We start from the raw sequence: 11,537 nt of genomic DNA, 5'->3' as shown, positions 1-11,537 counted from the left end.
CATGAGCTGGACCGACCACGCCGCCACCGTCCTGGAGAACGACCGGGTGCGCCTCGCCCCGATCACCGAGGCGGACCGCGAGGGCGTCCGGGCCGTCGCCATGGACCCCGCGATCTGGCGCTACTTCGTCGCCGCCGTCGAGACCGAGGCCGACTTCGAGTCCTTCTTCGACGCCAACCTCGCCGACCACGCCGCCGGCCGCCGGGTCGTGTACGTGATCACCGACAAGGACAGCGGCCGCGTCGCGGGCAGCATGAGCTTCGGCAACATGGCGGAGGCCGACCGCCGCCTGGAGATCGGCTGGTCCTGGCTCGGCCGGGACTTCCGCGGCCGCGGCGTCAACCACTGGGCGAAGGCCGCGCTGCTGGCCCACGCCTTCGAGGTGCTCGACGTCGAACGCGCCGAGTTCAAGACCGACGTCCTCAACGTCCAGGCCCGCCGCGGCCTCGCGAACATCGGCGCCACCGAGGAGGGCACCCTGCGCAGCTTCAACTACATGCCGGGCGGGCGCCGCCGCGACGCCGTCTTCTACAGCATCCTGCGCACCGAGTGGCCGGCCGTCCGCGAGGCCCTCGCCCGCGGCCCGAAGAAGGCGGTACCGGCGTGAACACCGGCGGCATCACCTTCATACGGGCGGGCGGCGAGCCCCGCGACATCGGCCGTGCCCACGGCCGGGCCCTCGCCGCCCCCCTGCGCACCTTCCTCGACGACGGCCTGGCCCGGCTGAACCACCTCACCGCCGGGCCCCTGACCCTGCCCGCCCTGCTGCCGACCGTCGCCGCCTACCGGACGCGGGTGACGGCGGCCCTGCCCGACCTCGCCGAGGAGGTCGCGGGCCTCGCCGAAGGCGCCGGCATCGGCGAGGACGAGGCCTGGCTGCTCCAGCTCCGCCGCGAGATCATGGGCTACTCCAAGGTCCCCACGGCCGGCGACTGCACCACCTACGCCCGCACCACCGCCGACGGAACACCCGTCCTCGCCCAGACCGTCGACCTCAACGGGAACCTCGACAGCCACATCGCCGTCCTGGAGACCGCCCGCGCCGGCTCCCCCCGGCGCTCGCTGGTCCTCAGCTTCGCCGGGCTCCTCGGCTACCTCGGCCTCAACAGCGACGGCCTGGCCGTCGGCCTCAACCTGGTCCTCGGCGGCACCTGGCGCCCGGGCGTCCCCCCGTACCTGGCCATCCGCCACCTCCTGGACCACGCGGGCAGCGTCGACGAGGCCCTCAAGGTCCTCTCGGGCCTGCCACTGGCCAGCTCCCGCTCCCTCATGCTGTGCGACCCCGAGCGGGCCCTGTACGTCGAACACCTCGACGGGGAACTGCGCGTACGGGAGGCCGGGCCCGGGGGCCTCGTCCACACCAACCACTTCCTCCACCCGGACTTCGCCCCGGCCGACGAGCTGAACGTCTTCGCCCGGAACTCCTCGGTGCGCCGCCTGCGCGCGGCCACCGACGGGCTCGCCGACCTCCGCGGCGACGCGGACGCCGAGGACCACTTCGCGCTGCTCTCCAGGGAGCCCCTGCGGGTCCCCGACCGCGGCGACATCCGGGCGGAGCGGACCGTCGCCGCGGTCGTCATGCACCCGGCCGCCGGCCGGCTCCACGTCCGCCCCGGCGACCCGGCGCACTCCGCCACGCAGGTGTTCCGCCTGTAGGCCGCCCCTTCCGCGCCGAAGGACCGTACCCATGGAAGGAGCACGATGGACGCATGGCTGGTCGACCTCGACCGGGTCGACCCCACCGACATCAGCGCGCACTACCCCGAGGGCCTCACCGAGGACGAGCTGCGCCGCGGCGCCGAGTTCGTCCACGCCCGGGCCGCCCACCGCTTCTACCGCGCCCGGCTCACCGTCCGTCGGCTGCTCGCCGAACGCCTCGGCGTCACCGCGTCCGAGCTGCGCATCCACTACGACCCCGCGGGCAAGCCGTACCTGCCCGACCAGCCCGGCACCCACATCAGCTGGTCCCGCTCGGACGGGCTGCTGCTGCTCGGGGCGACCGAGACCGGACCGGTCGGGGTGGACGTGGAACTGGTCCGCCCGTCCACCACCAACCTGGACGTGCTGACCTTCGTCTACCCGGGCGTGCCGGCGAGCGCGACCCCGGAGACCTTCTTCCACGCCTGGACCCTGCTGGAGGCCGCGGTCAAGGCCACCGGCCGCGGCCTCACCGACGGCGCCCGGGAGGTCGACCTGGACTTCGGCCCGGACGGCGCGGTCACCCTGCGCGGGATCAGCGGCCACGGCCCGTCGCCCTGGCACGGCCGGACCGAACTCCGGCCGACCCACCGGGACGCGCCCTGGGCGATGACCGCCTTCGTGTCCCGGGACCTCGCCCCGGTCACGGTCCTGCCGTGGCCCGTCCCGGAGCACGCCCGGGAACCCGTCCGGGCGCACGCCGGCGGCCGGCCCCGGCAGGCCCTGCTCACGCCGCGGGGCTGAGCACCGCCGTACCGTCCGGGGCGATCGCGGTGAAACCCGTGTACGGAACCAGCGCGGGCGGCACGGTCACCGAGCCGTCCGCGCGCTGGTACTGCTCCAGGATCGCCACGAGGGTCCGGCCGATCGGCAGCGCCGAACCGTTCAGCGTCGCCGCGAAGGCCTTGCCGCCGTCCCGGTCGCGGACCCGGATGCCGGCCCTGCGCCCCTGGAAGTCCCCGCAGTCGGAACAGGAGGAGATCTCCCGGTAGGTGCCCTGACCCGGCAGCCACACCTCGATGTCGTACGTCCGCCGGGCGGCGAACCCGAGGTCGCCGGCCCGCAGTTCCACCACCCGGTGCGCGAGCCCCAACCGTCGCAGCGCGGTCTCCGCGTGCCCCACCAGGATCTCCAGTTCCTCCCGGGCCCGGTCGGGCGGGCAGATCCGCACCAGCTCGACCTTCTCGAACTGGTGCAGTCGCACCAACCCCCGCGTGTCCCGGCCGTACGAGCCCGCCTCCGCCCGGTAGCAGGGAGTGAACGCGGTCAGGGCGAGGGGGAGTTCGCCCTCCTGGAGGGTCTCCCCGCGGTACAGGTTGACCAGCGGCACCTCGGCCGTCGGGATCAGCAGCAGCTCGCGGTCCGCGGCGTCCGTCGCGAACAGGTCGTCGGCGAACTTCGGGAGCTGCCCGGTGCCCGTCATCGTCTCCCGGCTCACCAGGTGCGGGACGCCGTGCTCCACGTATCCGTGCTCCCCGGTGTGCAGGTCCAGCAGGAACGAGGCCAGCGCCCGCTCCAGCCGGGCCCCCGCCCCCCGGGTCACGGCGAAGCGCGAGCCCGAGAGCTTCGCGGCCCGCACCGGGTCGAGGATGCCCAGCCGGGTGCCGACGTCCACGTGGTCGCGCGGGGTGAACTCGAAGCCCGGGGGTTCCCCGAAGACCCGGCGCACCACCGGCGGATCCTGCTCGGTGCCGTCGGGCACGTCGGGGTGGGGCCGGTTGGGGACGGCCAGCAGCAGCGCGTCGAGGGACTCCTGCGCCACCCGGAGCTCCTCCGACACCGACCGCAGGCGCTCCTTGGCCTCCTGGATCCGGGCGCGCGCGGCCGCGTCGGGCCGCACCCCGCTACGGGCTGAGCGGTTCTGCTCCGCCCGCAGCTTGTCGCGTTCGGCGATGAGCCGGGAGCGCAGATCGGTCAGCTCGCGCAGGGCGGCGCGGTCCAGGTGGTGTCCGCGGCGGGCCAGGTCGGCCACCGCCGCGTCCTGCAGCAGGGCGTGCGGGTCGTGCATGACGGCTCCTCGGTCCTCGGCGGTGGTGTGCGCGGGTGACGTGCGCGGCGGCGGCGACGGCCGTCACCGGCTCACCGCGGGTGGTTGCGGATGATGTCCACGGCCTCCGGGATGCCCATGTACGGCAGCCGCACCTCGGCCATGTCGTCGGTCCACTGCTCGGCGAGGTCGTAGCGCTGCTTCGGGGTCGTCTCCAGGAGCTTGCAGCCGGGGAAGACCTCGTACCCGTCCAGCAGCCCGGCGTGGGCGAACATGCCCTCCTGGAACAGCTCCTCGCGTTCCAGCACGAACTCCTCCGAGGGCAGCTCGTCCCACAGCTGCCGGCCGCGCCGGATCAGCTCGATCAGCCGCGGCCGGTACGAGGGGTTCAGCGCCAGGTGCTCGCGCACGATGGAGCTGCCCACGGTCAGGTGGCGGATCTCGTCGATCGAGGCACCGCGCGCGATCTCGGCGGCGGCCGGGTCGAGGAGCGTCCACTTGCGTTCGCTGAGCTCGGCGGCGGGCGCCAGCACCCCTTCGATGACGATGGTGAACACGGCGACCGCGCCGATGAAGTCGCCCTCGTCGCGGACCACGGTCGTGGCGAACTCGGCGATCGGGTTCAGCACCCGCCGGGTGTAGTCGGCGCCCTGCTCCTTGATGAAGCCGAGCAGCCCGGCCGCGGGCACCCCCAGGTCCACCAGGTGCTTGCGGAAGATCATCGCGTGCCGGGCCTCGTCGACCACCTGCGTGGTGAAGAACTCCTGCTCGACGACGCCGGGCGCGCCGATCACGTAGTGGGACAGCACCTCCACCGCCCGGGACTCGGCCAGCGACCGGTTGCCCAGCTCCAGCACGAGCGCCCGGCGCAGCGGCCCGTCCTCGCGCATGTGGGCGGGGGTGACGGCGTCGTGGCCGGCCTCGGCCCGCCCGCGCAGGGTGCCCTGGGCGACGGCCGACAGCCAGTACCCGAGGTCGCACTCGTCGGCGGTCAGGGTCATCTCCTGCGCGCCGTCCAGCAGGTTGGGCGCGCGGTCCCAGTCGGCCTCGACGGGGATCTGCGGAACGGTGGTCATGACACCTCGCTGGGAGAGACGGAAACGGTGGAAGCGCCGGAAGGGGCGGGCACACCGGAAGGGACGGCGCCGGCCGACGCCGCGGGAGTGACGGCGGCGCTGTGCATGCGGCCGGCGAAGCTGAGCATCGGGGAGTCGACGGTGTGGCTGCCGCCCGTCACCTCGGCGAGGAGCATGTCGTGGTCGCCGACCTGGTGCCAGCCGAGGATCCGGCAGGCCATGTGCGCCAAGCTCCCACCGAGCAGCGGAGCACCCGTGAGCGGGTCGGTGGACCAGTCGAAGCCCTCGAACTGGGCGTCCCCGAGCGGACGTCCGGGGTTCGCGAACCGCCGGGCCACGTCGTTCTGCGCCGAGGACAGCACGTTCACCGAGAACCGGCCCGCCCTGCGCACCAACGAGGCGAACGTCGACGTGGGCCGCAGACAGGCCCCCAGCACCAGCGGGTCCCTCGACAGGGTCACCACCGCGCTCGCCGTGGTGCCGTGCCGGACCCCGCCCTGGCTGACGGTCAGCACCGTCACGCCCGAAGCCAGCCGGCGCAGCGCCAGCCGGGCCGCCTCCGGATCCTCGTACCCCTGCGCGGGCGCCGACGCCGAACGGTCCGTGAGCCAGGTCGGGTAGCGGCTCACCGGTGCGCCCCGACCGCCGCGGCCGCGCCGGTGGCGGCGGCCTGCTCCTCGTAGGGCAGCGGCACCGGGCCGTCGGTGGCCGCCCGGCGCTTCAGCATCGCCGTCACCCGGTCGACCAGCGGCGTGGGCACCGGCTCGAAGGGCAACCCGAACGGCTTGAGGAAGTTCCCGAAGACGCCCCGGTCACCGAACACGTGGAACGGCAGCGCCAGCAACGCCCACTCGGGCCCGATCAGCCACATCCACAGCACACCCACGAGGGCCACGCTGAGCAGGCTGTGCATCGTGTTGTACAGGACGTAGTACGCCTTGTGGATCCGCCCGTCCGGGCTGCGCCGGTAGGCGATGGCCCCCGGGATGTAGCCCAGCAGATCGATGTAGAGGAACAGGCCGATCGCCACGAACCACCGGATGTCCGTGAAGTGCCACAGGATCATGCCGATCGTCACCGCGAAGGCGACGAGGTACTCGGCGCGGTGCAGGTTGAAGGTGACCGGTGACTCGACCGGGTTCTTGATGTCCATCAGGGTGTCCTTCCGACGGGGCGGCTGATCAGGACAGCCGCAGGGGGCTGCCGGCGAAGTAGTCGGCCAGCTCGGCGGCCACGCTCGCGCGCGACGGCGGGTGGAAGGCCAGGGCGCGGACCGCGCTCGCCAGGTACGCCACGTCCGCGGAACGGATGAACGCCATCCCGCCGAGCATCTCCACGGCCTGGTCGACGGCCGAGGCGAGCAGGTCCTGGGACGCGTACCGGGCGGTGAGCACCGCCGCCACCGCCTCGTCGCCCTCGGTGCCGTCCTCCAGGGCCCGGGCGGCGCCCTCGACGAGGGCCACCGCGGCGTCGAGCCGGACCACCAGCCGCGCCCGCTCGTCGGCCGTGCCGCGCCCGCCGGCCACCACCCGGGCGACGAGCTCCGAGGCGGCGCCCACGTACGTGGCGGTGGCGAGCAGTTCGAACCAGGTGAACCCGGCCGTCTGCAGGTCGTCGAGCCGGTCGGCGTCCTCGGGGGTGCTGTGGATGACGAGGTCGGCCGGGACCTCGACGTCGGTGAACACGACCTCGTCGCTCTGCGCGGCCGCCAGTACGGGGGTCCCCCAAAACGGCCGGGTCGTGATGCCCGGCGAGGAGGCCGGAATGAGCATCAGCGCCAGACCGGAGCGTCCGTCGTCCCCCGTCACCGCCACACTGGCCGTCAGCACGTCCATCGAACGGGACAGGCTGCACGGCTTCTTCGACCCGTTGACCCGGTACCCGCCGGGGGTGCGCTCCGCGACGACGGACGGCGTCAGGATGTTCTGGCTGGTGCGCCCCTCCGCCCAGCCGGAGGCCAGCAACAGCCCGTCCGAGGCCACCGCCGTCATCACCTTCAACTGGGTCGGGGTGAGCCGGTCGGTGACCTCCGCCAGCCGGAACAGCATCGCGACGGTGAAGTGGTGCATCGTCGAGGCGACCCCCAGCGACGGCGAGGCGGCGGCGAGGGCCCGCTGCACCCGCACCGCCTCCAGCGGCCCCGCGGCCGCGCCGCCGTAAGCGGCGGGCACCAGCAGCCCCGGACCGGCGTGCTCGCGGTACAGCTCCAGCACCGGGCTGTCCGCGCTCTCCCGCGCCCCGCCGTCGGCGGAGGTGAGCGGCAGGTTCTCAAGCGCGTCGAGAAGACCTGGATGGAATTGCTCGCAGATCCCGCGGGCTGTCGTCAGGGAACGCATCGGCGTTTTCTCCTCGGGCTCTCTCGGAATTCTCCTCCGGACCGGTCGGGACATTCCCCGCGGTCCGAAAGGCAATATTCGGAAAGAAGTGTTTCACCCACCGTCTGACTGAGGCCTGACACCCATCTGACCAGTGATTTCACCTGACTTGGCCCTGACGCGCGACTGACCGGGGGACCGCCCGGCACTTGTGGCGGGGCGCCGCCCGTGCCATAAGTGGAGAAGTGCTCGCGGGAGAATGGATCTGAAATGACCGGAACGATTCTGGAGACGGATGTCGCGCTCGACGCCATCCGGCAGTACGCGGACGCCGGAAATCCGAGCGCGTATTTCGCCTTCAGTGACGGGAACAGCTACTTCCGGCTGCCGGACGAGCCCGGGATCATCGTCTACCGGCCCGTGGGCCGCTACCTGGTGCAGTTCGGCGGCCCCTTCGCACCCTTCGCCCCGGCCGGCCCCGACGGCCCCCGGGCCCGGCTCCTGGCCGGCTTCACCGCCTTCGCCGCCGAACAGGGCCGCGAGATCGTGTCGGTACAACTCCAGGGCGCGGACGCCGACGTCTACGTCGACCAGGGCTTCACCGTGAACCAGATGGGCGCCTCCTACGTCGTCGACCTGGAGACCTTCACTCTGGCGGGCACCAAGTTCATGCAGCTCCGCAACAAGATCTCCCGGGCGCTGCGCAGCGGCCTGGAGATCCGCGAAGCCCCCTACGAGGACTGGGCCGACCAGATCGCCGCGCTCGACACCGCCTGGCTCGCCACCAAGGGCGAGGGCGTCAAACCGCTGGAGTTCCTCGTCGGCCAGACCGGCGGCCGCTACCAGCCGCTGCGCCGGCTCTTCGCCGCCGTCCACGACGGACGGCTCATCGGCTACGTCTCCTACGCCCCCGTCTACGGGCCGCGGCCCGGCTGGATGCACGACCTGAGCCGCCGGCAGCCCGACTCCCCGCCCGGGGTGATGGAGGCCCTCAACAAGGCGGCCCTCGACGTGTTCACCGCCGAGGGCACCCGCTGGCTGCACTTCGGCTTCACCCCCTTCACCTCGCTGACGGCCCCCCAGTTCCCGGGCCACAGCCCGGGCTTCCACTGGTTCATGCGACACCTGTGGGAGCACGGCGCGCACATCTACCCGGCGCGCACGCAGCTGGAGTACAAGCAGAAGTGGGCGCCCTCCGTGGTGCTGCCGGAGTACATCGCCTTCCAGCACCGGGCCAGCCTGCCCGCGCTGGTCCACGTCTTCCGCGCCTGCAACGCGGTCTGAGAGAGGGAGGCCCACCCATGCCCCCGACGTCCCCGACGTCCCCGACGGACGAGGAGATCCGGGCCCAGGGCCTGCTCGTCGTCGAACAGTTCCAGGCCTGCGCGGCCGCCCCCGACGACCTGGAGGCGGCCCGCGCCGTCGAGGAGGGCCTGGTCCGCCTCGACGCCCTGCTCCGGGAAGGAGCCGCCGCGTCCTGAGAACCCGTACGTCCTCCCCGCCCGCGCCCCCGTACGGATTCCCGTGCGGGGGCGCGGCCGTGGGCGGGCCCCCGCACGCGGAGGGCGGGGCGGCGGGGGAGTCCCCCACCGCCCCGCCCTCCCGTTCCGATCAGGCCCTCAGCGCAGGGCCGGCCGGGTGCTCACCACGGTGCCGGCCGGCCCGCGCACCAGCATCGGGCGTCGCCGCAGGGCCGGACCCGGAGCCGCCTCCACCGGCCCGGAGGCCGGGGAGAGGTGCGCGACCAACAAGTCCTGGACCACCGGCCCGCCGGCCCCGGCCAGCAGCTCGTGCCGGTCGTCGACGACGGCCCGCCGGTCCAACAGGACGCCCTGCCCGGGCGCGGGGGCCGCCTCCACGAGCGGCCCGACGCGCCCGGGAGCGTACAGCCGAGAGCGCAGGCTCCCCGTACCGTCGCGGCCTGCCACCGCCACCAGGGTGAACGCGCAGCCGGCCGGTCGCCCGGGTCGTTCCACCCGCGCCGCCTCCCCGGCGGGGGCGACGGTGCGGACCCGGTGCAGTTCGATCAGCCAATCCGCGTGGATGTCGAGCCACGGCCCGCTGAGCGTGGACCGCAACAGCGCCGACAGGCCCGCAGCGAGCCGCCGGTCCGCGAGGTCCCGTACGGGGCTCGCGGGCCCGGCGGCCGCGGGGACGTACTGGAACAGCCAGTCGTCATCGGCCGTCCACGACATCCGCAGCCGCAGGGGCGGCCGCGGAAGGTCCGCGAAGCCGGCGGCGACCACCGCGGGGACGGGCGGCAGCCCGGTCAGGGCGAACCCGTGCTCGCGCAGCGCGTGCCCGCTCGGCGACGCCACGGCCTCAGCCCGCGGCGACGGGCGTGCGCTCGGCGGACATCCGCGCCAGTTGCAGGCGCTCGTCGAGGTGGCGGGCGGAGGAGTTGGCCCGCCACAGCGCGCCGCGGGCGATGCCCCGGCGCATGTAGGCGGTGTCGGCGCTCGGGATGACCACGTTGTGGAACCAGCCCGCCGCGTGCTGCGAGTCGATGGTGATGTGCAGCCGGTGGTAGGTGATGCCGACCTCGGGCAGACCGAGCCGCTCCCAGGCGCGCACGACGTTGCGGAACCGGTCGGGGGCCAGCCATTCGGTCATGCCGAGGAAGCCGACCGCCTCCGGGTAGAGGTGGCGGTAGCGGCACAGCAGCACCGCGAGGTTGCCCGAATGCAGGTCGGTGGTGGTCATGGCGGCTTCCAGGTCCTCGGCGCGGACGTCGAAGACCTCGTAGATCTTGTTGAAGAGGTGGGTGTGCACGGCCTCGGGGTCGCCGTTGCCCATCTCGTCCCAGTAGTTGCCGGCGATCTCCATCTTGCTCGCGCCGGCCGTGCCGATCTGCATCATCGCGAGGAAGTCGTCGAAGCGGCCGTCGATCAGCGACTCCTGGATGACGTACGTGCGCAGGTCCTCGCTGCGCGCCTCGCGGTTGATGAAGTCGGTGTAGTACGGGTGCTTGAAGGCGCGGTGCTTGCGGACCAGGCCCTTGAGCCAGGACAGGAACTGCTTGGGTTCGGTCGGCGCGGACTCCAGCAGCCCGGGTTCCAGATGGGCGTCCTCGGTGGTGAGGGTGGCGTGCTCCAGGAGCCGGGTGACCTCGTGGACGAGCACGGAGCCCTCGGCCGTGGGCCGCGACGGTATCTGCATCACCGTCTGGTAGATGCGCGACAGCAGGAGTTGCTGCTGGTAGTGGGCGTCGTCCCGGTCGGGGCCGGCCACCGCGGCCGCGTTCATCCGGGTGACCGCCTCGACGACCCTGGCCCGCTCGCCGGCGAACTTGGCGTCGATCTCGTCGGCGTCGACGGCCAGCCAGGACGAGACCTCCTCGACGAGCGCTGCGGCGTCGGTCCTGCGGATCGCGGGATCGGTGTGGTTGTCGGTGCTGGGCAACTGCGTCTCCATGTCTCTCAAGGTCGCTCGGGAAACGACGCCTGGTCGGGTCGCGCGGGTGTGGTGAGGGAATCGGATCCGTCGACGCGGACCCGCGGGCGGATCGGCTGGATACACGTCCTCGCTCCGCGAGTCCGGGGCGGGAGGGGCGCCGGAGGGGGCCCGGGCCGGTGCGGCGGGGGCCCCTCATGCCAAAGACACGCGCACCCCTTGGTTCGGATCGGGATGCGCGTGCCTGGGATGAGCACCTGCGGAGAGGGCAGGATTCGAACCTGCGTGGGCAGAGCCCGTCCGGCGAGTAGCCCCACCGGACCCCATTCGGCCGCTTTGGGAACCTCTCCAACGGCCTTTCTCTGGCATCAGCTTGGCACGCCGCCGCTGACAGGCTGCTGATGGATTTCTGAGACCGGAATTCGGGGGAACGGTCAGGGGCCCATCAGTGCCCGCTGGGATAGTGAAGGGCGATCGAGCCACTTCACCAGATACCCGGGAGTTCCCGTGAGCGCCGAGACCGCAAAAATCGCCGTATCGCGTCTCTACAACGACGAGAACGGCGAATCGCATTTCATCGACGAGACGCTGGAGGTGACCGCCGTCAATTTCGCCCCGCCCGCGCCGCCGATCTTCGTCTCCGAGGGCGTGCCGGCCAAGCAGGCCGTCTACCTCTTCCTGCCGGCCGGGTACGTGGGCGACTTCCACCCCGCGCCGCGCCGCCAGATCATGACCCTGATCAGCGGTCTGCTGGAGTGCGGCGTCAGTGACGGCACCTGGCGGACCTTCACCCCGGGCAACACCCAGCTCGTCGAGGACACCCAGGGCAAGGGGCACGCCACCAAGGCCCTCCAGGACTGCGTGATGATCGTCTCGCAGCTCGACTGAGCGCGCCCGCGACGGCGGAGGAGAACGGCGTGCGCCGGAACGGCGCGAGGAGAACGTGAAAGGGGGGCCCGGGCCGATCGGCCCCGGCGCCCCCGTCGGGGTTCGCGTCGCCCCTAGATCGCCCCGCGGGCGTGGTGCCCTAGCGGTGGCGCTGCTCTAGTCGCTATAGCGCGTCGTCCG

Annotated in this window: 13 protein-coding genes and 1 tRNA gene; 6 read left to right on the top strand and 8 right to left on the bottom strand. The window is 72.8% G+C overall.

The window, feature by feature from the left end:
- The first annotated feature begins 1 nt into the window (after position 1).
- The 3 genes from NOD94_RS21155 to NOD94_RS21145 are packed head-to-tail and all read left to right on the top strand — an operon-like array spanning position 2 to position 2,442.
- Positions 2 to 607 (top strand): GNAT family N-acetyltransferase, encoded by a 606-nt coding sequence (locus NOD94_RS21155; RefSeq protein WP_281207583.1) that lies wholly within the window; start codon positions 2 to 4, stop codon positions 605 to 607.
- The gene (locus tag NOD94_RS21150) at positions 604 to 1,656 is read left to right on the top strand and encodes a C45 family peptidase (protein ID WP_281207582.1); all 1,053 of its coding nucleotides are present in this window, start codon (positions 604 to 606) and stop codon (positions 1,654 to 1,656) included. Before NOD94_RS21155 ends, NOD94_RS21150 begins: the two co-directional genes overlap by 4 nt.
- Positions 1,657 to 1,701: 45 nt before the next feature.
- A complete protein-coding gene (locus tag NOD94_RS21145) occupies positions 1,702 to 2,442 on the top strand; it encodes a 4'-phosphopantetheinyl transferase superfamily protein (protein WP_281207581.1) in 741 nt (246 codons plus the stop codon).
- Here the strand turns inward: NOD94_RS21145 and serS are convergent.
- The 5 genes from serS to NOD94_RS21120 all read right to left on the bottom strand — a co-directional run bounded on the left by serS (position 2,426) and on the right by NOD94_RS21120 (position 7,097).
- The gene (serS, locus tag NOD94_RS21140; protein WP_281207580.1) at positions 2,426 to 3,706 is read right to left on the bottom strand and encodes a serine--tRNA ligase; all 1,281 of its coding nucleotides are present in this window, start codon (positions 3,704 to 3,706) and stop codon (positions 2,426 to 2,428) included. The genes NOD94_RS21145 and serS overlap by 17 nt on opposite strands.
- Before the next feature lie 71 nt (positions 3,707 to 3,777).
- A complete protein-coding gene (locus NOD94_RS21135) occupies positions 3,778 to 4,761 on the bottom strand; it encodes a VlmB-like protein (protein ID WP_281207579.1) in 984 nt (327 codons plus the stop codon).
- Positions 4,758 to 5,390, bottom strand: a complete 633-nt coding sequence (locus NOD94_RS21130) for a flavin reductase family protein (protein WP_281207578.1) — start codon at positions 5,388 to 5,390, stop codon at positions 4,758 to 4,760. Before NOD94_RS21130 ends, NOD94_RS21135 begins: the two co-directional genes overlap by 4 nt.
- Positions 5,387 to 5,914, bottom strand: a complete 528-nt coding sequence (locus NOD94_RS21125; protein WP_281207577.1) for a hypothetical protein — start codon at positions 5,912 to 5,914, stop codon at positions 5,387 to 5,389. The genes NOD94_RS21130 and NOD94_RS21125 overlap by 4 nt, the downstream gene beginning before the upstream one ends.
- A 28-nt stretch (positions 5,915 to 5,942) precedes the next feature.
- Positions 5,943 to 7,097 (bottom strand): acyl-CoA dehydrogenase family protein, encoded by a 1,155-nt coding sequence (locus tag NOD94_RS21120; RefSeq protein ID WP_281207576.1) that lies wholly within the window; start codon positions 7,095 to 7,097, stop codon positions 5,943 to 5,945.
- Between the two features lie 249 nt (positions 7,098 to 7,346).
- Here NOD94_RS21120 and NOD94_RS21115 point away from each other — a divergent pair, with 249 nt between their 5' ends.
- Both NOD94_RS21115 and NOD94_RS21110 read left to right on the top strand, forming a co-directional pair.
- Positions 7,347 to 8,360, top strand: a complete 1,014-nt coding sequence (locus tag NOD94_RS21115; RefSeq protein ID WP_281207575.1) for a DUF2156 domain-containing protein — start codon at positions 7,347 to 7,349, stop codon at positions 8,358 to 8,360.
- Between the two features lie 17 nt (positions 8,361 to 8,377).
- Complete coding sequence (locus tag NOD94_RS21110) at positions 8,378 to 8,557, top strand: hypothetical protein (RefSeq protein ID WP_281207574.1); 180 nt, start codon at positions 8,378 to 8,380, stop codon at positions 8,555 to 8,557.
- A 138-nt stretch (positions 8,558 to 8,695) separates the two neighbouring features.
- Here NOD94_RS21110 and NOD94_RS21105 read toward each other — a convergent pair whose 3' ends face one another.
- The 3 genes from NOD94_RS21105 to NOD94_RS21095 all read right to left on the bottom strand — a co-directional run bounded on the left by NOD94_RS21105 (position 8,696) and on the right by NOD94_RS21095 (position 10,819).
- On the bottom strand, positions 8,696 to 9,394 hold the full coding sequence (locus NOD94_RS21105) for a hypothetical protein (RefSeq protein WP_281207573.1): 699 nt from the start codon (positions 9,392 to 9,394) through the stop codon (positions 8,696 to 8,698).
- A gap of 4 nt (positions 9,395 to 9,398) precedes the next feature.
- On the bottom strand, positions 9,399 to 10,490 hold the full coding sequence (locus NOD94_RS21100; protein WP_281207572.1) for an iron-containing redox enzyme family protein: 1,092 nt from the start codon (positions 10,488 to 10,490) through the stop codon (positions 9,399 to 9,401).
- Between the two features lie 239 nt (positions 10,491 to 10,729).
- A tRNA-OTHER gene (locus NOD94_RS21095) sits at positions 10,730 to 10,819 on the bottom strand.
- A 157-nt stretch (positions 10,820 to 10,976) separates the two neighbouring features.
- Between NOD94_RS21095 and NOD94_RS21090 the strand changes: the two genes are divergently transcribed.
- Positions 10,977 to 11,357 carry a hypothetical protein gene (locus tag NOD94_RS21090; RefSeq protein WP_281207571.1) on the top strand — a complete coding sequence of 127 codons (381 nt, stop codon included), beginning with the start codon at positions 10,977 to 10,979 and terminating at the stop codon, positions 11,355 to 11,357.
- Positions 11,358 to 11,537 lie beyond the last annotated feature (180 nt).

Origin of the sequence: Streptomyces sp. Isolate_45 (assembly GCF_024721315.2) — a bacterium.
Taxonomy (GTDB): Bacteria; Actinomycetota; Actinomycetes; order Streptomycetales; family Streptomycetaceae; genus Streptomyces.
The sequence above is the reverse complement of the archived record's forward strand: the minus strand, read 5'-3'. Positions and strand labels throughout refer to the sequence as shown.

Excerpts from the sequence above, each read along its gene's own strand:
- NOD94_RS21110 (WP_281207574.1), top strand. The coding sequence starts at position 8,378 with ATGCCCCCGACGTCCCCGACGTCCCCGACGGACGAGGAGATCCGGGCC.
- NOD94_RS21120 (WP_281207576.1), bottom strand. The coding sequence starts at position 7,097 with ATGCGTTCCCTGACGACAGCCCGCGGGATCTGCGAGCAATTCCATCCA.
- NOD94_RS21125 (WP_281207577.1), bottom strand. The coding sequence starts at position 5,914 with ATGGACATCAAGAACCCGGTCGAGTCACCGGTCACCTTCAACCTGCAC.
- NOD94_RS21155 (WP_281207583.1), top strand. The coding sequence starts at position 2 with ATGAGCTGGACCGACCACGCCGCCACCGTCCTGGAGAACGACCGGGTG.
- serS (WP_281207580.1), bottom strand. The coding sequence starts at position 3,706 with ATGCACGACCCGCACGCCCTGCTGCAGGACGCGGCGGTGGCCGACCTG.
- NOD94_RS21135 (WP_281207579.1), bottom strand. The coding sequence starts at position 4,761 with ATGACCACCGTTCCGCAGATCCCCGTCGAGGCCGACTGGGACCGCGCG.
- NOD94_RS21115 (WP_281207575.1), top strand. The coding sequence starts at position 7,347 with ATGACCGGAACGATTCTGGAGACGGATGTCGCGCTCGACGCCATCCGG.
- NOD94_RS21100 (WP_281207572.1), bottom strand. The coding sequence starts at position 10,490 with ATGGAGACGCAGTTGCCCAGCACCGACAACCACACCGATCCCGCGATC.
- NOD94_RS21145 (WP_281207581.1), top strand. The coding sequence starts at position 1,702 with ATGGACGCATGGCTGGTCGACCTCGACCGGGTCGACCCCACCGACATC.